This is a genomic window from Desulfurivibrio dismutans (assembly GCF_029210385.1).
Lineage (GTDB): Bacteria > Desulfobacterota > Desulfobulbia > Desulfobulbales > Desulfurivibrionaceae > Desulfurivibrio > Desulfurivibrio dismutans.
In genome coordinates this window covers 310,145-330,047 of sequence record NZ_JARGDQ010000004.1, presented here as the reverse complement: position 1 = coordinate 330,047, position 19,903 = coordinate 310,145, and the positions used below count along the sequence as shown (strand labels likewise).

Genomic DNA, 19,903 nt, shown 5'->3' with positions numbered 1-19,903 from the left:
AGGCGGCCCGGCGTATTCATCGGCCATCTTGAGGAAGATCAGGTAGGTGAGCTGTTCCAGGTAATCACCGTAGCTCACCCCGTCGTCGCGCAGGGTGGTACAGAAACTCCAGACCTTGGAGATGATGGGAGCGGTGGGGTTCATTCAGTGGTTTCCGGGTTCTGGTTGGGCGGCAAGGGTTTCCTCCCTCCTGTCACGATGAAGCACTCAAACTAGCCGAAAGGACAGTGAAAAACAAGCCGATGATGGCGTGATCTCGTCTTTCGTCTCTACTTTTTCCCTTGACGCTACTATATTTTACTCATAGTGTTGAGTAAAATACCTCAGGGAGGTGAGCAAAAATGAACAAGCGTCCTCAATTCCAGGTATTGCAACGCCGTCTGGGCGAACCGCGCCGTTTTATTCAGATTTTGGCCGGGCCACGTCAGGTTGGGAAGACCACCCTGATCAGGCAATATGTTGCGGAAACCGAGTGCCCGGTCTTTTACGCCTCGGCGGACCTGCCGGCCATGCAAACGGAAAGCTGGCTCATGCAGCAGTGGGAAACGGCCCGCACCACCGCCCGGCAAACCCCCGGGGGAGCCATCCTCTTTCTCGACGAAATCCAGAAACTGCCCCGGTGGGCGGAAATCGTCAAAGGGCTGTGGGATGCCGACAGTTTTTCCGCCCTGCCCTTGAAAGTGGTGTTGTCCGGTTCATCCCCGCTGCTCATGCAAAATGGCCTTGGCGAGAGCATGGCCGGCCGCTTCGAGACCATTTCCATGCCCCACTGGGGCTTTGCCGAAATGCGGGCCGCCTTCGGATTTTCGCTGGAACAGTTCCTGCTTTACGGCGGCTATCCCGGAGCCGCCCCCCTGCTGGCCGACCAGGACAGATGGCGCGCCTACATCAATGACTCCCTGATCGAGACCTCCATCGCCCGGGACATCCTGCTGATGACCAGAGTGGACAAACCGGCCCTGCTGCGCCGCCTTTTTTATCTGGCTTGCACCTATTCCGGCCAAATTTTGAGTTACCAGAAAATGGTGGGCCAGTTGCAGGAAGCCGGCAACACCACTACCCTGGCCCACTACCTGGATCTCTTGGGGATGGCCGGTCTGGTCACCGGGTTGCAGAAATTCGCCGCCGGGAAAATCCGCCGCCGCTCTTCAAGCCCCAAGCTGCAAGTGCTGAACACCGCGCTGATTACCTCCCAGGCCCAGTTGTCTTATGAGCAGGCCCTGGCCGACCCCGTTTTTCTCGGCCGCCTTACGGAAAGCGCCGTCGGGGCGCACCTGGTAAACGACGGCGAGGCGGCCGGAATCAAGGTCTATTACTGGCGGGAGCAAAACCGGGAGGTTGACTTCGTGCTGGAATACCGGGGGGAGAGTGTCGCCATCGAAGTAAAGAGCGGTAACCGGCAAGGCAGCGAAACGACCCTGCCGGGGCTGGAGACGTTCACCAGGGCCTTCGCTCCCCGCAAGGTGCTCCTGGTGGGACCGGGCGGCATCAGCCTGGAAGAGTTCCTGCAAATTCCTCCCCGAACCTGGTTTGACTGAAGCCGGAACCTCCCTAGTCTACTTCCCACCCATAAAAAAACACCTGCTAATCAAACCATATCAAGAATATCCAGGCCATGAGACCAACATTCAGCAAAAATAATTTTGAACCCCTTTGCCATCTTTTTTTACATCACTGTCAAACGGCTAAGGGGCTATCGGAGCACACCATACGTGCATACAGACAGGATTTGGCAGATGCAACTGAATTTTTTAAAATGAAAGACATGGCCCGCAGATGTTATCTCACCAGCTTGGGGCGGGAGGTGCTCTCCTGTTTGAGCGACAAAGTCGAGGAACTGCACCGGGAACTGGCTGCGGGGAGTTCTTGCCGGACAACGGAGAATTCATGATGGAGCATGAACGTTTACCTTTCAGAGTGATTTTCTGGGTATTTCTGAAACTGGGGCTGACCTCGTTCGGGGGGCCGGTGGCTCATCTCGGCTTTTTCCGGGAGGAACTGGTCAAGCGACGGCGCTGGCTGACCGAGGAAAGGTATGCCGATCTGGTGGCGCTGTGCCAGTTTCTTCCCGGACCGGCCAGCAGTCAGGTCGGCTATGCCATCGGTTTGATGCGCGGTGGCAACCTGGGAGGATTGGCGGCTTGGCTCGGTTTCACCATGCCTTCGGCTATTCTGATGATTGCGGTTGCCTACGGGGTAACGTCGCTGGGCGACCTGCAGGATGCGGGCTGGCTGCAGGGGCTCAAGATCGCCGCCGTGGCGGTGGTTGCCTCCGCCGTCTGGGGAATGGCGGTCCAGCTCTGCCCCGACCGACAGCGCACCACCCTGGCCCTGCTGGCAGCCATGGCGGTCCTGGCATTGCCGGGTTCCCTGACCCAGATCCTGGTCATCCTGGCAGGCGGGGCAATGGGTTTGATTCTGTACCGGGACAGCGGAGAACCGCCGGTCATCGACCACCATTTTCCGGCTATTTCACGGCGTCTGGGGGTGGTCTGCCTGATCGCCTTCTTTGCGTTGCTGTTCGGCTTGCCGGTGCTGGCCGCCTCCCTCGCTTATACCCCGCTGCAGGTGTTCGACAGCTTCTACCGGGCCGGGTCCCTGGTCTTCGGCGGCGGCCATGTGGTCCTGCCCCTGCTGCAGGCCGAAGTGGTGCCTCCAGGCTGGATCGGCGATGACGCCTTCCTTGCCGGCTACGGCGCGGCCCAGGCGGTGCCGGGTCCGCTTTTCACCTTTGCCGCCTACCTCGGCACCGCCATGGTGCCGCCGACCCCGGGTGGTTGGCTCGGCGGCTTGTGGGCGCTCTTGGCCATCTTTCTCCCAGCTCTGCTGCTCGTCCAGGGGGTGCTGCCCTTCTGGGAAAGCCTGCGGCGGGCGCCGGTGGCCCAGGCGGCCCTGCGCGGCACCAATGCCGCGGTGGTAGGGCTGCTGCTGGCGGCCCTCTATGATCCAGTCTGGACCAAGGCGATCCACACCCCGCCTGACTTCATTCTCGGTCTTGCCGCCTTCGGGTTGCTGCACTTCTGGAAGGCGCCGCCCTGGCTGGTGGTGCTCCTCGCCAGCGCGGCGGGATTTATTCTGCTCGGCTAGCGGAAGCGGCTCAGGCCCCCTTCCATATATTCGATAATCTCTTCGTCCAGGTCGGCATGGCGCAGGTTTTTTCAGGGTATAGTGGATGCAGGTGCGGTAGTGGTCGCAACCGACCCCCTCTCATCGCCTGGGCAGGATACGGTTGTTTTTTTGAGCCCGGTCAGGTAAAAGACCATGATCTTGTGCGTCCGGCATTTTGCCCTCAAATCTCTTTTTCACACATATAATTGAAGACCGCGATCATGAGCACCCCCCCAAACCGTTACGAATTCGCCGCCATCGAAGAGAAATGGCGTACCCGCTGGCTTGACGACAAAACCTGGCAGGTGGCGCCGGATCAGGCGCACAAAAAATATTACGTGCTGGAGATGTTTCCCTACCCCTCCGGCCGCATCCACATGGGCCATGTGCGCAACTACACCATCGGCGATGTGGTGGCCCGCTACCGCCGGATGTGCGGCGACAACGTGATCCACCCCATGGGCTGGGACGCCTTCGGGATGCCGGCGGAAAACGCCGCCATCAAACACGGCACCCACCCGGCCAAGTGGACTTACGAGAACATCGACTACATGCGAGGTCAACTCCAGCGCCTGGGCCTGAGCTATGACTGGGACCGGGAACTGGCCACCTGCGACCCGTCCTACTACCGCTGGGAGCAGCTCTTTTTCCTCAAGATGCTCGATCGGGGTCTGGCTTACCGCAAGCTGACCACCGTCAACTGGTGCGAAACCTGTCAGACGGTGCTGGCCAACGAGCAGGTGATAAACGGCGCCTGCTGGCGCTGCGACCAGGCGGTGACCCCACGCCAGATGCAGGGCTGGTTTCTCAAGATCACCGCCTATGCCGAAGAGTTGCTGGCCGGCTGCGACCGCCTGCCCGGCTGGCCGGAAAAAGTGCTGACCATGCAGCGCAACTGGATCGGCAAAAGCAGCGGCGCCGAGCTGCAATTCGCCATTGAAGGCCGCGAGGAAAAGCTGACCATCTTCACCACCCGGCCGGATACCGTCTTCGGGGCCACCTTCATGTCGGTGGCGCCGGAACACCCGCTGGTGGCCGAGCTCAGCCAAGGCACCGAGCGGGAAGCGGAGATCAAAGATTTCGTCCGGCGCACCCAGGCCGCCCGCCGGCAATTGGCGGCCGGGGAAGAGCCCCCCAAGGAAGGGGTTTTCACCGGCGGCTACTGTCTCAACCCCTTCACCGGGGCACGGCTGCCCATCTTTGCCGCCAACTTCGTGCTGATGGAATACGGCACCGGGGCGGTGATGGCGGTGCCGGCCCACGACCAGCGGGATTTCGAGTTCGCCCGCCAGTACGAGCTGCCGGTGCAGCCGGTGGTCCACCCCGAAGGGGAAAAACTTGACGGCGCCACCATGGGCGAGGCCCATGAAGGCCCGGGGGTACTGGCCGATTCCGGTGAATTTTCCGGCCTGGACCACGAGACGGCAAAAAAAGCCATCACCCGCCGGGCCGAAGAACTGGGCTGCGGCCAAAGCCAAATCACCTACCGCCTGCGCGACTGGGGCATTTCCCGCCAGCGCTACTGGGGCACCCCCATTCCCATCATCCATTGTGAACAGTGCGGCGTGCAGCCGGTGCCGGAAAACCAACTGCCGGTGGTGCTGCCCACCGATGTCAATTTCGATCAATCGGGCAAATCACCCCTGCATACCCTGGAGAGTTTCATCAACACCAGCTGCCCCGCCTGCGGCAGTGCGGCCCGGCGGGAAACCGACACCATGGACACCTTCATGGAGTCCTCCTGGTACTTTGCCCGCTACACCTGCCCGGACAGCCACGAGGCGCCGCTGGATAAACCCGCCGCCGACTACTGGCTGCCGGTGGACCAGTACATCGGCGGGGTGGAACACGCCATTTTACACCTGCTCTACTCCCGCTTTTTCACCAAGGTGCTGGGGGACATGGGGTATCTTGCAATCGACGAGCCCTTCACCAACCTGCTCACCCAGGGGATGGTGATCAAGGACGGCTCCAAGATGAGCAAGTCCAAGGGCAACGTGGTGGACCCCAATGAACTGATCGAACAGTACGGGGCCGACACGGTGCGCCTCTTCAGCCTCTTTGCCGCCCCGCCGGAGCGGGACCTGGAGTGGAACCACCAGGGGGTGGAGGGAGCCTTTCGCTTCTTGAGCCGGATTCACCGTTTCGTGCTGGACAACCGGGAGTTGCTGCGTGCTGCCGGCGAGGAACTGCCGGCCGAGCTCAACGAGGCCGACCGCGCTCTGCACCGCAAGACCCACCAGACCATCCGCAAGGTGGGCCAGGATATCGATAACTCCTTTCAGTTCAACACCGCCATCAGCGCGGTGATGGAACTGAGCAACACCCTCTTTTCCCTCAACGCCGCCGAGGCGAACAGCAAACCGGCCCCGGCGGTAACCCGCCGGGCGGTACAGACCATGCTCACCCTGCTCTTCCCCATGGTGCCGCACCTCTGCGCCGAGCTGTGGGAAGGGCTGGGGCATGCCGAATCGCTGGACAACCAGGGCTGGCCCGAGTTTGACCCGGAAGCGGCCAAGGAAGAGGAAATCACCGTGGTGGTCCAGGTCAAGGGCAAGGTCCGCGGCCGACTGCAGGTGGCGCCGGGGCTGCCGGAAGAGCAACTCAAGGAACTGGCCCTGGCCGATGAAAAGGTCCAAAGCTTCGTCGGCAACGTCCCGATCCGCAAGATCATCGTGGTGCCGGACAAATTGGTCAATATCGTGATCTGATGATTTTTTTTAAGCTGACCGCCTTAACCTGCAGCCTGGCGCTGCTGCTCGGCCTGACTGCCTGCGGCTATCACAACCCCAACGTGATGCCGGAGATGCGGGATGTGCCACCGGCCCGGATATATGCGCCCATGTGGCGGAACGCCACCAGTGAATTGGCCCTGGAGGTCCAAGCCCATAACGCCATGAGTGACTGGCTGGCCCAGTCGGGCCGGATCATACTGGTGGCCGACGAGGAGGAGGCGGATTATGTTTTAAACGGCCGGATCAACTCGGTGCGTTATCCCGGTTTTTCCTACGACACCACCAGTGCCGCCCGGTCCCTTACCGCCATCATGAATGCCACCGCCACCCTTACCGAGCGGGAAAGCGACCGCATCGTCTGGCAAAACCAGGATATCAGCCTGGAAGAAACTTACAATCTTAGCGACAGTATCAGCCAGAACGACGCCAACAAGCGCCAGGCCCTGCACCGACTGGTGGACAGCCTGGCCGAACAGGTTTATTTACGCGTTTTACGCACTTTGACCCGCAACCAGCAACAACGGTAAACTTCAGCAGGCTATTGGGCCTGGTGCAAGGTTAACAAAAGCAACATAAGCAGGAGGAGAAAATGGCCCCCACCCGCCGCCAACTCGCCAACGCGGTCCGCGCCCTGAGCATGGACGCCGTCCAGAAAGCCAACTCCGGTCACCCCGGCGCCCCCATGGGCATGGCTGATATCGCCGAAGTACTGTGGAACGATTTTTTGAAACACAACCCCGCCAACCCGAGCTGGCCGGACCGCGACCGTTTTGTCTTCTCCAACGGCCACGGCTCCATGCTGCTTTATTCGGTGCTCCATTTAAGCGGCTATGACCTGGGCATCGAGGACATCAAAAACTTCCGCCAGCTCCACGCCAAAACCCCCGGCCACCCCGAATACGGCTACACTCCGGGGGTGGAGACCACCTCCGGGCCGCTGGGCCAGGGGATCACCAACGCCGTGGGCATGGCCATCGCCGAGCGGACCCTGGCCGCCCAGTTCAACCGGCCCGGCCACGAGATTGTTGACCACCACACCTACACCTTCCTGGGTGACGGCTGCATGATGGAAGGCATTTCCCATGAGGCCTGTTCTTTAGCCGGCACCCTGGGCCTTAACAAGCTGATCGCCATTTACGACGACAACGGTATTTCCATTGACGGCGAGGTGGAAGGCTGGTTCACCGAGGATATCCCGGGCCGCTTTACCGCCTACGGCTGGAAGGTGATCGCCGATGTGGACGGCCACGACCCCGAAGCGGTCAAGGCGGCCATCAACGAAGCGCGGGCCGAACAGGAAAAACCCACCCTGATCTGCTGCAAGACCATCATCGGCTGCTGCTCCCCCAACAAGCAGGGCAAGGAAACCTGCCACGGCGCGCCGCTGGGGGAAGAAGAAATCGCCCTGACCCGAGCCGAAATGGACTGGCCCCATCCCTCCTTTGAAGTTCCCGCCGATATTTACGCCGGCTGGGACGCCCGTGAGCGCGGCGGGCAAGCGGAAGCCGCCTGGCAGGAAAAGATGGCCGCTTACGAGCAGGTCCACCCCGAAGCGGCGGCGGAATTCAAACGCCGACTGGCCGGCGAGTTACCCGCCGACTGGGCGGCCAAGGCTGACGCCTTTGTCGCCGAAAGTGAAGCCAAGGCCGCCAAAGTGGCCAGCCGCAAGGCCTCGCAACTGGCCCTTGAAGGCTACGGGCCGCTGCTGCCGGAGCTGATCGGCGGCTCCGCCGACCTGGCCGGTTCCAACCTCACCATCTGGAGCGGCAGCAAGGACATTAAAAAGGACCCCGCCGGCAACTACATCTACTTCGGGGTGCGGGAATTCGCCATGGTGGCCATCGGCAACGGTTTGGCCCTGCACGGCGGTTTTATCCCCTACACCGCCACCTTCCTGGTCTTTGCCGACTATGCCCGCAACGCCATCCGCATGGCCTCCCTGATGAAACAGCGGGCGATTTTCGTGCTGACCCACGACTCCATCGGCTTGGGCGAGGACGGCCCCACCCACCAGCCCGTCGAGCATGCCGCCTCCCTGCGGCTGATCCCCAACCTCAACGTCTGGCGACCGGCCGACGCGGTGGAAACGGCGGTGGCCTGGCGGCAGGCGGTGGAAAGAACCGACGGCCCCAGCGCCCTGCTGCTCTCCCGCCAGGGGCTGCCCCACCAGCAACGTGACGCCGCCCAGAGCGCTGCCATTGCCCGGGGCGGTTATGTGCTGCGCGACTGCGACGGCACCCCGGAGTTGATCCTGCTGGCCACCGGCTCGGAAGTTGAGCTGGCAGTGGCCGCCGCCGAGCAGTTGAACCGGCAGGGCCGCCCCACCCGGGTGGTTTCCCTGCCCTGCGTGGAGGTCTTCGAGGCCCAGGATGAGGCCTATCGCCAGCAGGTACTGCCCGACGCGGTGGACAAGCGGATCGCCATCGAGGCCGGCAGCACCGCCGGCTGGTACAAGTATGTGGGCCGCAAGGGGCAGGTGATCGGCCTGGATCGGTTTGGTGAATCGGCGCCGGCCGGGGAGTTGTTTGAGTTGTTCGGCTTCACCGTGGATAAGGTGATTGCCGCCGCCGGTGCATAAACCTATTTTACAAATCGGCTCTCTGGCCCTCTCTTCCCCTTTGATCGCCGCGCCCCTGGCCGGGTTTTCCGACCTGGCCTTTCGCCTGCTCTGCCGGGAGTATGGGGCCGGGCTTTGTTATTCGGAGATGATCAGTTGCCACGGGCTGGTCCGCCAGCAGCAAAGCACCCTGGAACTGTTGGCCACGGTGCCGGCCGAACGGCCGGTGATCATGCAGCTTTTCGGGGCCGAGCCGGAGGTGATGGGGGAAGCGGCGGCGATTTTGAGCCAGCTGCCCATTGACGGCATTGACCTTAACATGGGCTGCCCGGTGAAGAAGGTGGTGAAAAAGGGCGCCGGGGCCGCCCTGATGCGTGCCCCCGAACTGGCGGCGGCCATCGTTACGGCGGTGGTCCGGGCCACCGACCTGCCGGTGACGGTAAAGTTCCGTTCCGGCTGGAATCATCAAAGCATCACCGCCCCGGAGTTTGCCCGGCGCTGTGAGGATTGCGGGGCGGCGGCGGTGGCCGTGCACGCCCGCACCTGGAGCGACGGCTTCTCCGGCCGGGCCGACCAGCGGGTGATCGCGGCGGTCAAGCAGGCGGTCAAGGTACCGGTGATCGGCAACGGCGATGTTACTACCCACCGGGAAGCTTTGGCCATGATGGCCAATACCGACTGCGACGGGGTCATGGTCGGGCGCGGGGCCATCGGCGCCCCTTGGGTTTTTACCCCGGATTCTCCCGCTTCCCCAGCCCTGCCACAGCGGCTGGCCGCCGCCCGGCGCCATCTGACGCTTTTGTTGCAATATCACCCCTACCATCATCCGGCCCGCATCAATAACCAGATCGGCCGCTATTTCAAAGAGGTGCCGGCGGCGGCGGCGATGCGCCAGGCGATCTATGACGCACCCGGGCCGGCGGCGCTGGAGAAACTACTGACGCAACTCTGATGGCCCCACCTCGCAATACGGGCTGACTTACGAACACAAATCGTTTCAAACGATTTCCAGTCGGCGCCGTTTTTTACCAAGCAGTCATTTTTGATGAGGTCGCAAAAAGTCCGTCCATGGACTTTTTGCGACCTCATCATTTTTTGCCGTTTGTAAAATCCAGAAAGGTATCAACATCCTTGCTGCTGCCGATCACCACCGGCACGCGCTGGTGCAGGTCATCGGGAACGATATCGAGAATTCTGCGGCCGTCATCGGTTACCGCCTTGCCGCCGGCCTGTTCCACCACCATGGCCAGAGGTGCGGCCTCGTACAGTAGCCGCAGCTTGCCGTAAGTTTTGGTGGAATCCTTGCCATCCCGGGGGTAGAGAAAGACACCACCGGCGATCAGGTTGCGGTGAAAATCCGCCACCATGGAGCCGATGTATCGGGCGCTGTAGGGCCGCCCCGTGGCCTTGTCCTCTTCCTTAAGATATTCCAGATAACGGCGCACCGGCTCCTGCCAGTAGTTCCAGTTGCCCTCATTGACACTGAAGTACTTGCTCTTCTCGGGAATACGGATATCCGGGTGGGAGAGGTAGAACTCGCCGACACTGGGGTCCAGGGTAAAGCCGTGCACACCGTCGCCGGTGGTGAAGACCAGCATGGTGCTGGAGCCGTAGATGATGTAGCCGGCGGCCACCTGGTCACGGCCCGGCTGCAGCAGATCGGCCTCCTCGCCGGGGCCGCCGTCCGGAGAGCGACGGCGGTGAATGGAAAAGATGGTGCCGATACTGACGTTGACGTCGATGTTGGAGGAGCCGTCCAGGGGGTCGAAGGCCAGGGTGTATTTACCCTCATAACCTTCCGCCACCGGGATGATGTCGGCCTCCTCTTCCGAGGTCATGGCACAAAGGTAACCGCAGCGGGCCATGCGCCGCTTGATGGTGTTGTTGGAGAATTCATCCAGCTTCTGCACATGCTCACCCTGGATGTTGGTTTTGCCGCTCATCCCCAGAATATCGGCCAGTCCCGCCATGTTGACCTCCGCCGAGATGGTCTTGGCGGCAACAATCAACTCGTTGAGCAAGCCGGTAAGATCACCGGTGGCCTCGGGGTGAAGGCGCTGACTGTCCATGATATGACGGCTTACCGTAATGCCCAGTGGTCTGCTCATCTCGCTACTTGCTCCTTTGGCTGCTTTGTTAGGTTATGCCCGACGTTGGCCGCCAGGCCTGAGATTAACGGGACACCAGCCCCACCGCCCCACACCTTAAGCAAGTTGCCCGGCCCGGTCAAACAAAAACTCGTAACTATACAGCAGCACCCCATCTTGCGGCGATCAGGTCGGCTTGAGTACCTGATGTACGCTACGCCGACCTGGCTTACCGCAACCTGGGGCACTGCTGAATAGTTACGTGCCGGAACGGGCAGCGGCTTTTGTCCTTGACAGCAACGGGGAAAAATCCCATTTTGGCGCGATGCCTGCTCCCGAACCAACCGCCAATAGCGCCGCCCGAAACGGCCCTGCCGCATACCGCCCCCATCTGCCCGCCGGTCAGTGGCGTTCTTACGTCATCCTGTTTAAGGGCAACAAGAATTACCTGCGCTTCTGGCTGGCCGGGGTGGTCAGCCAGATGGGCAACTGGTTCAACTATATCGCCGTTTTTGTGCTGCTCAATGAAATGGTGGGCAGCGGCGCGGCGGTAAGCTGGTTCTTGATTGCCAAGTACCTGCCCACCGCCATCCTGGCCCCGGCGGCCGGGGTGGTGGCCGATCGTTTCTCCCGCAAGGCGATCATGATCTTCTGTGATGTGGGACGCATCTTCGTGGTGCTGGGTTTTCTGCTGGTCCGCGATGCCGAGTTGATCTGGCTGGTGTTCGTGCTGGCCCTGATCCAGGAAACCCTGTGGTCCTTTTACGACCCGGCCCGGCGGGCCTCGGTGCCCAACGTCTGCCGGCCCGAAGAGCTGCACCTGGCCAACGCCCTCTCCGGCGCCACCTGGTCGGTGATGCTGGCCGCCGGCGCCGCTCTGGGCGGGTTGGTCACCGCTGCCTGGGGCTGGCAGACCGCCATCGTGCTGGACGCCCTGACCTTCGCCGTCTCCGCCGCCCTGCTGGCCAGCGTGGTGCTACCCCATGTAGCCCGCAAAAAAACAGGCAAAAACACCTGGCGGGACTTTACCGGCCTCAACGACCTTACCGCCGGCATTCGTTATCTGGCCGGACATCGCCAGGTGGCCGCGCTGCTGATGGTGAAATGCGGCTGGGCGATCTCCGGCGGGCTGCTGGTGATGCTGGCCATTTTCGGGGAACAGGTGTTTCAGACCGGCGGCCAGGGCGGCGGCAGCGGCATTTTGTACAGCATGCGGGGGATAGGTGCGGCCATCGGGCCTATTTTGGCCTGGCGGCTGCTGGGGGAGCGCAACCGGGACATGTACCGCTCCATCGGCCTGGCCTTCTTCATGGGTTGCCTGTCATATATCGCCTTCAGCCTCTCGCCCACCCTGGCCTGGGCGGCGCTGTTCGTGCTGCTGGGGCATATCGGCGGCTCGGTGCAGTGGGTTTTCAGCACCACCCTGCTGCAGAAGGCGGTGGAGGACCAGTATCGGGGCCGAGTGTTTGCCACCGAAATGGCCCTGGTGACCATGATCCTGAGTATTTCCACCTACCTCACCGGCGCCGCCCTGGACCGGGGTGTCGACCCCCGCGATGTCACCATGGTACTGGCCCTGCTCTTCCTGGTACCCGGCGTTTTATGGACCATTCACGCCAAACAACGGCTTAAGGCCGCCGGGGAAAGCTGATTCGGGCATGAAATCCATTCATGTTGCATGAAAACATTGTCTCCCTGTCTGACTATAAAAACCAGGCATCAAAAATGCCGCGGCAGATGCAAAGTTAGCAACGGACAATCATTATTACGCAGAATGGTAAGGCAGCCGGGGTGCTGATCACCCCGGCTGAATTCGACCGGCTTTCCGAACAGGCCCGATTTATCCAGGCCGTCCAAGCGGGGCTGAGCGATGTGGATCAGAGCCGGGTCTGAGCAACGAAGAACCGGATAGGATTCTTGATGAAACTCAGATGGAATGAACCGACCGATGCGGAGAAACTGGCGGATATTCTGTGGACAGAACTTCGGTCACGCATTTCCCAACCCCGCCCAACCGCCGGCCAAAATCACTGTCCCGCGCGAACCAACCGAACCCGGCTGCCGTTCTGCTTGTAGCTGCCGTTGACGTAGCCGTAGTCGAAGAGGACCCGCCAGGCGTATTCGGCATTGTAGGCGAAGGGCGAAGACGACCAAAACCTGTCCGATGGGGTGCCAGGGAAAATTGCGGCGTTGATGGCCGGCGACCAGCAGCGCCTCTCTACAATGGACTCCAACTCGTTCTTATTGGGCAGGCGCCAGTCGTTGTGCCCGGCATAACCGCCGTTGCCGTTAATAGTCTGGGCGGCCGCCAGGGCCTGTTGCCAGGTATAGGTGGAGTCGGCGCCGGTGCAGGTGCTGGTGCTGACGTCCCAGCTCTGTCCCAGACTGCAACGCATCCAGATCAGGCCGGTAGGGTTATGGGTCACGGTGCCGTCGCCGTTGACGCTGAAATCCGTGGTCGGAGTAGTGGCGGTCACCGCGCTGTTCTCGTTGCCGCAGGTTACTTCCGCCAGGGCCGCCGGCGCCGTTAAAACCACCAGGACCATGGTCAGGGACAGCAAATATATTCCTTGTTTCATCGGTTTCCTCCTCAATTGGTTACGAAATCGGCAACTGCCGAAAATTCCCGGTCGTCCTGGTCGGCCACGGAAAAGACGGTGGCCGGGTACCAGCCAGCTCACAAATCCAACGTCATAGCCCTCGCTGGCCTTGGGTTTCTCGACGGTAAAAACAACGGGTGGCGAAGGCTGCCAGGTTTGGGCTTGCAGGGCATCCCTTGTGGCAACGAAATGATCCAGGAGGTTCTACTCGTACAGGCAGGATCGCTGCCGTAGCCCTTATTTCGCTGCCCACCGTATATTTATGGTAGCGAGAAAAACCCCGCACCGCCTGTTCCAGTTCCAGCATCAGCAGGTTGGCATCCCGCCAGATGGGGAGATAGTTCAAGTGCCGCATAATCTTCCCGATCAATGTTCCCAAGCCGCTGCGCGGCCAAAATCACTGTCCCGCGCGAACCAAACGAACCCGGTTGCCGCTGCCCTTGCCGTCGTAGTAGACACGGCCACCGCTAAAGGAGACGAGCCAGGCGGGGTTGACATGGCCGGCGTAGGGCGACGACGACCAAAATTGGTCCGATGAGGTGTTGGGAAAATAATCGAGATCAATGGCCGTACTGGTTCGGCCGTTATCGACAACACTCAGCAGTTCCTGGACCGTGGGCAGTCGCCAGTCATTAGCCCCGCAAAGCCCGGCGGCATTGACATCCTGGACAAAGGCCTGGGTATCGCACTCGCTGCCGCTGCACGTGCCGCCGTTCTGGGTGCCGGCATTGCCGCCATTGGTGGCATTTTCTTCATTGTACCAGGAGTAGGTATGGCCCAGGTGGCGCAGGTGGGAATCATCATCCACCTTCACCTCCCAGATCAGGCCGGTACGGTTGTCCTGCACACAGGACCACTGGCTGCCGTCATCCTCGCTGCCGCCGGCATTCCAAGCCGTATCCTGCTCCGCCAGGGGCTGGCCGTCGGCCCCCAGCTTAGTGAAATCAAAACCGGCTACTCCGGCGCCGATCTTGACCAGGCCCGGTCCGCCAGGCAAGGTCGCGGCATCGCGGCCGAAATGGACATCCTGGCCCGCCGGCACCGGGTTGCCATGCTCATCTTCGCCGGCAACCGTGGTAGTGGCCCCCACATCCTCGCAAACCAGGCTGTTGCTGTGGTTGTCGCCGGTGCCTGGCGGGTCAGAAGCGTAATTACCGCAGGCGGTGATCCCGGTGTCGTTGAGCGGACTCTGAACCACGGCCAACGGAACTGCAGGAGTAGCGGTCACCTTGGCCGAAAGGGCGACGGCCTGGCCGTCTTTGTGAGCCTCCACCACGAAATAGTAGGTGGTGCCGTTGGTCAGTTCAACTTCGACATGGGGGGTGGTAGCATCAACCACCATGGTTCCGCCATAGGCTGAGTAGTTGGCGGGGTCGAAGTCGGGGTCGGTGGCGTAGATGAGGTCGTAGCGGTCGGCTCCGATCTCGTTCCAGCTCAGGGTGACCTGGCCGTCGCCAGCCTCGGCGCTCAGGACCAGCGGGGCCAGCGGGGCCAGCTCAACAACAAAGGTGGCGCTGACCGTGCAGGCGGCGGTGATCGCCCCGGTGGTGTAGGTGTTGTTACTCAAGCTACCGCCGCAGCCGCTGACCTGGTCGATGGCGTAGCCTTCATCGGGGTTAACGGTAAAGCTGGTGGTGGCGCCATGGTTGACGCTCTGGGCGGTGGCCGGGCTGATGCCGCCGCCCGCACCGGCCTCGGGAGTGACGGTGTAGGTGTTGATGGTGTACTGCGCGGTGACCGTCAGGTCGCCGACGATGTTGGTGTAGGCCGGATTCCAGCCGGTGAAGGTGTAACCAGCGCGTTCCGGGTCGGCCGGAGCGGTGGCGTCTTCTCCGTGGGACACGGCCTCCTCCTTCAGTACCGTGCCATCATGACCCACAAAAGTAACGGTGTAACTTTCTGATTCTTTCGTGGAAGACTTAGAAGACTTATTGGAAGAACTACCGCTGCTGCAACCGGCCAGCAGCACCATCAGTAACACCGCTGCCAAAAACAGGCCGAACGGCAGCAGACGCCCGGGCGGTTTGGACTGCGACAAACCACCTGCTGAAGCGGCCCGCCGGTGGGCCGCGAGGGATTGAATGAAAAATTTATTTTCAGATTGAAGATTTACTTGGTTGGTTGACTGCAAACTCCGCGCCATGAGCTCCGCTCCTCCCCTGATATTGTTTACCCGCTCTGCCTTGTCCCAATTCCCAGGCCGACGGTCGTGTTCCGGCCAATGTACCCGCCGTTACTACTGTACCCACCACTGTGCAAGACATGAACAAAGGGCTTTTCTATTAAAAAACTCGCTGTTTCAGCGCATTAATGCATATTTTTGCACAAGTCAGAAAATTGAGATCTGGACATACGCAAAGCATGTGCCAGTGGACATACGCAAAGTATGTGCCAGTGGCTTATCCTCTTCAATTATCCAGTTGAAATAAGATGGAAAAAATGTTCAGAGAGTTTTGCTTGTAAAAAAGATAAGCTAAAAAAGGGGTTCCGGTTCCCGAATACCGGACTCTAACAGTTCTTAAATCCGGATGAATAGGACGAGTGGATTGGAAAGCAAGGGGCATTTCTATTAAAAAGTTCGATGTTTCAGCGTATTAATGCATAATTTTGCAGAAGTCAGAAAGTTGAGACAGTTACGTTATGGCGATAATAAAATTAACCTGTCAATACTAACTCCGGTCCGCAAGGGCCAGGTAACGGGCGCCTTCCTCCGTCCGGCCGTGCTTCAGGCAGCCCTGGCCGTAGATTTGGCATTTTTTTCGTAATTCACGTTTGGCCAGCTCGGTTTGTTCGCGGTTTAAGGCGCCGCTTTGCAGGAGCTTGGTGATGGCGCTGATTCGGAAGCGATCCATGCCCACCCGGTATTGTGCGGAAACCTGGTCCGGGCGGCCGCCGTGTTTCTCGGTGAGGGGCTGGTCGATAAAAAGGACCGGATGGTGGGCGGTAAGGCGCAGCCAGAGGTCGTAGTCCTCGCAGCAGGGCAGGGTTTCGTCGAAACTGCCGAGTTCGCTGAACAACCGGCGGCGGGCCATGACGGTGGACATGCCGATGACGCACAGCTCCAGACTGCGGGCGAAGACGTCGCCGCCTTGCTTGCGGTGGCGTTTTTTCTGGTTCAGCCGCTGGCCGTTACGCCACCAGATCTCTTCGGTGTGGGAGAGTGGATTTTCCGGTTGCGCGGCCATGGCCCCGGCCTGGGCGGAGAGTTTACCGGGGAGATAGCGGTCGTCGGAGTCGAGAAAGGCCAGTAGATCGTAGCGGGCCTCTTTGATGCCCAGGTTACGGGCCGCCGCCGGGCCACGATTTTCCTGATATAGATATTGTAAGCGTGGGCGGTTGCCCGGCGCCAGGGCCAACCCGGCCAGCGCCACACCAGGGGCAGGCTCCAGTTCAAGATCGACCTGTCCGTCGATCTCCACCGCCAGCCGCCGCTGCCAAGCCGCCACCACCCGGGCGGTCTGGTCGGTGGAGCCGTCGTCCACCACCAGCAGTTCAAAGCGAGGGTAGCTTTGGGCCAGCACCGAGGCGATGGCGCCGACCAGGAAGTCGGCCCGGTTATAAGTGGGGATGATGACGCTGACCGGTTCCATCAGTCCAGGTAGATGATCTCGCCGGCATGTTCGATAATTATGGCTCCATCGGCCAGGTGGCGCAACACCAGGCCGCCGGAGGGCTCGATATCTTCCACCACCGCTTCGTACTGGGGCTGGCGCTGGATATCAAAGCCGAACATCACCCGGCGGCCGATGGTGTCGCTGAGTTGCCGCCAGGACTCCAGCAGCGGGTGCTTCTCCGGCGGCTCGCCGGTATCGCCCTCCGCCGCCAATTGCCGGGCCTCGACGTAATGCAGCAGGCCGAGGTTCCAGCGCAGTTTACAGAGCAGCCGGGCCGCCACCTCCTCCACCGGCGTCTCCCGGCCCAGCACCTCCTTCATCGACCCTGCCAGGCCGAGCAGTTCCGACGGAAAACGGTCGTTATTGACGTTGATGCCGATGCCGATCAGCACGTACTCCTCCGCCCCGTGCAAACCCCGGTCGGTTTCAATCAGGGTGCCGGCCAGTTTACGGTTGTTGAGCAGGATATCGTTGACCCACTTGATGCTGGCCGGCACCCCAAACGAGCGCAGGGTCTCGGCGCAGGCCACCCCCACCGCCAGGGAATAAAAGCGTCCATGCTGGGGCAGCAGGGTGTTGACCAAAACCAGGGTCAGCCACAGCCCGCCGGCCGGGGCGTGCCAGCTACGGGCAAAGCGACCCTTGCCGGCAGCCAATTCCCGGGCGATAAAGACCTGGCCGCTGGGAAAGGAGTGCCCCGCCGTTTCATAGTCGCGAATCAGGGCCCGGGCATAATCCATACACCGCTCCCGGCGCTGGAAAAGCTCGACGGCGGAACCCACCATCGCGCCGTAAGCCATAATCTCGGTGATCGCCTCCCGGGTAAAAGCCGTCCGGCACCGCCGTTCTTCGGCACTCAAGCGCTGCACCCGCGCCACCAGCGACGGTGCCGGCACGGGTGCAACATCCGGGGAAACTTTTGCACTGTTGATCACGTTCTTTTCCTTGTCGGTGTTGCAAAAAGCCGCGCCGCCGACTGGGCCCTCTTTGTAGATGCCTGTTTTCGCGTTAACGACCAACACATTTGGCATGTATTTGCGAGCTTATCTTCCTTTTTTGCCGCCACCGTCCAGGCGCGGCTTTGACGGACCCATGCAAGCAAACCAATAAAATCTTGACGAAACAGGCTGTTCAAGGTAACCAGTACGCTGCCATTATGTACAAAAATCACTTCGGTTTAAACTACAAGCCATTTTCCATCACCCCCGATCCACGCTTTTTGTACCTCAGCGCTCGGCATCGCGAGGCCTTGGCCCATCTGCTGTACGGGGTGAGCGAAGGCGGCGGTTTTGTCCTGCTGACCGGCGAGGTGGGCACCGGCAAAACCACGCTGTGCCGCAGCCTGCTGGAGCAACTCCCCCCCCAGGTGGACCTGGCCCTGATCCTCAACCCCCGCCTGGATGCGGTGGAGCTGGTGGCCGCCGTCTGCGACGAGTTGCAGATCAGCTACCCGCCCGGCTGTACCAGCCTCCGGACCCTGGTCGGGGCCCTCAACGACCATCTCTTGCAGAGCCATGCCACCGGCCGGCGGACGGTGCTGGTCATCGACGAGGCCCAGAACCTCAGCCCGGAGGTCCTGGAGCAGGTACGCCTGCTGACCAACCTGGAGACATCTGAAAGCAAGTTGTTGGAAATCACCCTGCTGGGTCAGCCGGAGTTGCGGGAAATACTGGCCCGGCCGGAGTTGCGCCAACTGGCCCAACGGATCACCGCCCGCTATCATTTGAATCCTTTGAACCTGGAAGAAACCGTGGCTTATGTGCGGCACCGGCTGCGGGTGGCCGGGGTCAGCCGGCCGCTCTTTACCCGTGGTGCGCTGAAGGCCCTGGCCCGACTGAGCGGCGGTATCCCGCGGCTGATCAACGTCATCTGCGACCGGGCCCTGCTGGGGGCTTATGTTGAAGAGCGCAATGAAGTCGATGCCGCCATTCTGCGCCGGGCCGCCCGGGAGATCCAAAACGAGGACAACCTGCCCCAGCGCTGGCGGCGCTCCCTGACCGCACCGGGCCTGAGACGGCTGCTGCTGGCCGCCCTGTTGCTTCTGGCCCTGCTCCCCGCCGGCCTGCTGGCTTACCGCTCCCTGCCGTCAACGCCGCCGGTGGTCACCACCGAACGGCCGGAGGAAGCGGTAACCATCGCCGAGGATCTTCTCTGGCCGCCGCTGATGCCCACCGAGCTGCTGCAGGAAGGCGACCGGGGGCCGGAGGTACGGCAGCTACGCTTGCTGTTAACCTGGCTGGCCGCCGAACTGCCCGGCTATGATACGGACGCGGAAACGGTGGCGGCCCAGGCGGCCACCGAGAGCGAAGCCGATTATTTCGATGCCGGATTGACCCGCCTGGTGAGCGATTTCCAGGCCGCCCACGACCTGCAGGCCGACGGCATGGTCGGCCCGCAAACCCTGCGGCAACTGCACCGCTCACTGGCTGAGTTGCCGCCGCCGGCCCCCGCGACCCGCCGCGATCAATCATCCGGCAGTCACTGATCTCAGGGTTCAACCAAGAGCAGGCGAACAAAAAGTCCCACGACAGGAAAAAGTTATGTCCTATATTCTTGAAGCCCTGAAAAAATCCCAACGGGAGCGCGACCTGGGCACCGTTCCCCGCCTGGAAACCGCGCAGGAAAGCCTGCCCAGTACCGCCCGGCGGTCAACCCGCTCCCGCCTGTTGCCGGTCCTCTTACTCAACGCCGCACTGCTGCTCGGGCTGCTGGGCTATCTGATAATCGGTCAGCCCACTCCCGGTTTTTTAAGCCGCTGGAGCCAGGAAGCAACCGCCCCGGCCCCCGCCGAACTCCAACCAGCACCGGCGACAACCATCCCCACGGCAGAAACGCCGGCCCTGCCGGTGGAGCCAAAGGCTACGACAAAGCCGCCTGTAATCAGCCCACCCACCGCAGCCCCCATGGCCACCCCGGTGGAGTCAGCGCCTCCGGTGCCATCGGGGCCATCGGTGCCAAAGTTCAGCGAGTTGCCGACCACAGTCCGGCAGCAGATTACCCCCCCCATCCTTGAGGTCCATGTCTATTCGGAAAACCCGTCCCGGCGCTTTATCATGATCGGCGGCCGCCAGTACCAGGAAGGAGACCGCCTGCCCGACGATCTGAAACTGGAAAAAATCACCCCCGACGGCGTCGAACTCTCCCACCGCAACCAGCCCTTCCACATGGAACGCTAATAACTTAGTAACTATCCAGCTCAATT

General features: G+C 61.3%; 17 protein-coding genes. 11 read left to right on the top strand and 6 right to left on the bottom strand.

Going from position 1 to position 19,903, the window contains the following annotated elements:
• A partial coding sequence (locus tag P0N66_RS12915; RefSeq protein ID WP_431190025.1) for a type I restriction-modification system subunit M N-terminal domain-containing protein occupies window positions 1–144 on the bottom strand: 144 nt, incomplete at its 3' end.
• A 197-nt stretch (window positions 145–341) separates the two neighbouring features.
• On the opposite strand from P0N66_RS12915, the gene P0N66_RS06775 reads away from it, so the two are divergent.
• The 7 genes from P0N66_RS06775 to dusB all read left to right on the top strand — a co-directional run bounded on the left by P0N66_RS06775 (window position 342) and on the right by dusB (window position 9,352).
• Window positions 342–1,538, top strand: coding sequence for an ATP-binding protein (locus tag P0N66_RS06775; protein WP_275803617.1), 1,197 nt, complete (start codon window positions 342–344; stop codon window positions 1,536–1,538).
• Window positions 1,539–1,615: 77 nt separating this feature from the next.
• Window positions 1,616–1,891, top strand: coding sequence for a site-specific integrase (locus P0N66_RS12910; RefSeq protein ID WP_431190017.1), 276 nt, complete (start codon window positions 1,616–1,618; stop codon window positions 1,889–1,891).
• Window positions 1,891–3,087 (top strand): chromate efflux transporter, encoded by a 1,197-nt coding sequence (gene chrA, locus P0N66_RS06770; RefSeq protein ID WP_431190024.1) that lies wholly within the window; start codon window positions 1,891–1,893, stop codon window positions 3,085–3,087. The genes P0N66_RS12910 and chrA overlap by 1 nt, the downstream gene beginning before the upstream one ends.
• Before the next feature lie 242 nt (window positions 3,088–3,329).
• Window positions 3,330–5,819 carry a leucine--tRNA ligase gene (gene leuS / locus P0N66_RS06765; RefSeq protein ID WP_275803613.1) on the top strand — a complete coding sequence of 830 codons (2,490 nt, stop codon included), beginning with the start codon at window positions 3,330–3,332 and terminating at the stop codon, window positions 5,817–5,819.
• Window positions 5,819–6,370 carry an LptE family protein gene (lptE, locus tag P0N66_RS06760; RefSeq protein WP_275803611.1) on the top strand — a complete coding sequence of 184 codons (552 nt, stop codon included), beginning with the start codon at window positions 5,819–5,821 and terminating at the stop codon, window positions 6,368–6,370. Before leuS ends, lptE begins: the two co-directional genes overlap by 1 nt.
• 62 nt (window positions 6,371–6,432) lie before the next feature.
• Window positions 6,433–8,421, top strand: coding sequence for a transketolase (tkt, locus tag P0N66_RS06755; RefSeq protein WP_275803609.1), 1,989 nt, complete (start codon window positions 6,433–6,435; stop codon window positions 8,419–8,421).
• Window positions 8,414–9,352 (top strand): tRNA dihydrouridine synthase DusB, encoded by a 939-nt coding sequence (gene dusB / locus P0N66_RS06750; RefSeq protein WP_275803607.1) that lies wholly within the window; start codon window positions 8,414–8,416, stop codon window positions 9,350–9,352. The genes tkt and dusB overlap by 8 nt, the downstream gene beginning before the upstream one ends.
• Before the next feature lie 136 nt (window positions 9,353–9,488).
• Here the strand turns inward: dusB and fbp are convergent, their stop codons facing one another.
• Window positions 9,489–10,508: a class 1 fructose-bisphosphatase gene (fbp, locus tag P0N66_RS06745; RefSeq protein ID WP_275803605.1), complete on the bottom strand. Its 1,020-nt coding sequence runs from the start codon at window positions 10,506–10,508 to the stop codon at window positions 9,489–9,491.
• A gap of 304 nt (window positions 10,509–10,812) precedes the next feature.
• Between fbp and P0N66_RS06740 the strand changes: the two genes are divergently transcribed.
• Window positions 10,813–12,138, top strand: coding sequence for an MFS transporter (locus P0N66_RS06740; RefSeq protein ID WP_275803603.1), 1,326 nt, complete (start codon window positions 10,813–10,815; stop codon window positions 12,136–12,138).
• Window positions 12,139–12,245: 107 nt separating this feature from the next.
• Entirely contained in the window at window positions 12,246–12,380 is a 135-nt protein-coding gene (locus P0N66_RS06735; RefSeq protein WP_338140545.1) for a type II toxin-antitoxin system prevent-host-death family antitoxin, read from the top strand.
• A gap of 134 nt (window positions 12,381–12,514) precedes the next feature.
• On the opposite strand, the gene P0N66_RS06730 is transcribed toward P0N66_RS06735, so the two are convergent.
• From P0N66_RS06730 to P0N66_RS06715, 4 genes are all read right to left on the bottom strand, one after another.
• On the bottom strand, window positions 12,515–13,066 hold the full coding sequence (locus P0N66_RS06730; RefSeq protein ID WP_275803601.1) for an Lcl C-terminal domain-containing protein: 552 nt from the start codon (window positions 13,064–13,066) through the stop codon (window positions 12,515–12,517).
• A gap of 418 nt (window positions 13,067–13,484) precedes the next feature.
• A complete protein-coding gene (locus P0N66_RS06725; RefSeq protein WP_275803599.1) occupies window positions 13,485–15,125 on the bottom strand; it encodes an Lcl domain-containing protein in 1,641 nt (546 codons plus the stop codon).
• Window positions 15,126–15,756: 631 nt separating this feature from the next.
• Window positions 15,757–16,677: a glycosyltransferase family 2 protein gene (locus P0N66_RS06720; RefSeq protein ID WP_275803597.1), complete on the bottom strand. Its 921-nt coding sequence runs from the start codon at window positions 16,675–16,677 to the stop codon at window positions 15,757–15,759.
• Window positions 16,677–17,597, bottom strand: a complete 921-nt coding sequence (locus tag P0N66_RS06715; protein WP_275803594.1) for a biotin--[acetyl-CoA-carboxylase] ligase — start codon at window positions 17,595–17,597, stop codon at window positions 16,677–16,679. The genes P0N66_RS06720 and P0N66_RS06715 overlap by 1 nt, the downstream gene beginning before the upstream one ends.
• A gap of 260 nt (window positions 17,598–17,857) precedes the next feature.
• Here P0N66_RS06715 and P0N66_RS06710 point away from each other — a divergent pair, with 260 nt between their 5' ends.
• Together P0N66_RS06710 and P0N66_RS06705 are read left to right on the top strand one after the other, a co-directional pair.
• Window positions 17,858–19,186 carry an ExeA family protein gene (locus P0N66_RS06710; RefSeq protein WP_275803592.1) on the top strand — a complete coding sequence of 443 codons (1,329 nt, stop codon included), beginning with the start codon at window positions 17,858–17,860 and terminating at the stop codon, window positions 19,184–19,186.
• Between the two features lie 55 nt (window positions 19,187–19,241).
• Window positions 19,242–19,877: a general secretion pathway protein GspB gene (locus tag P0N66_RS06705; protein ID WP_275803591.1), complete on the top strand. Its 636-nt coding sequence runs from the start codon at window positions 19,242–19,244 to the stop codon at window positions 19,875–19,877.
• Window positions 19,878–19,903 lie beyond the last annotated feature (26 nt).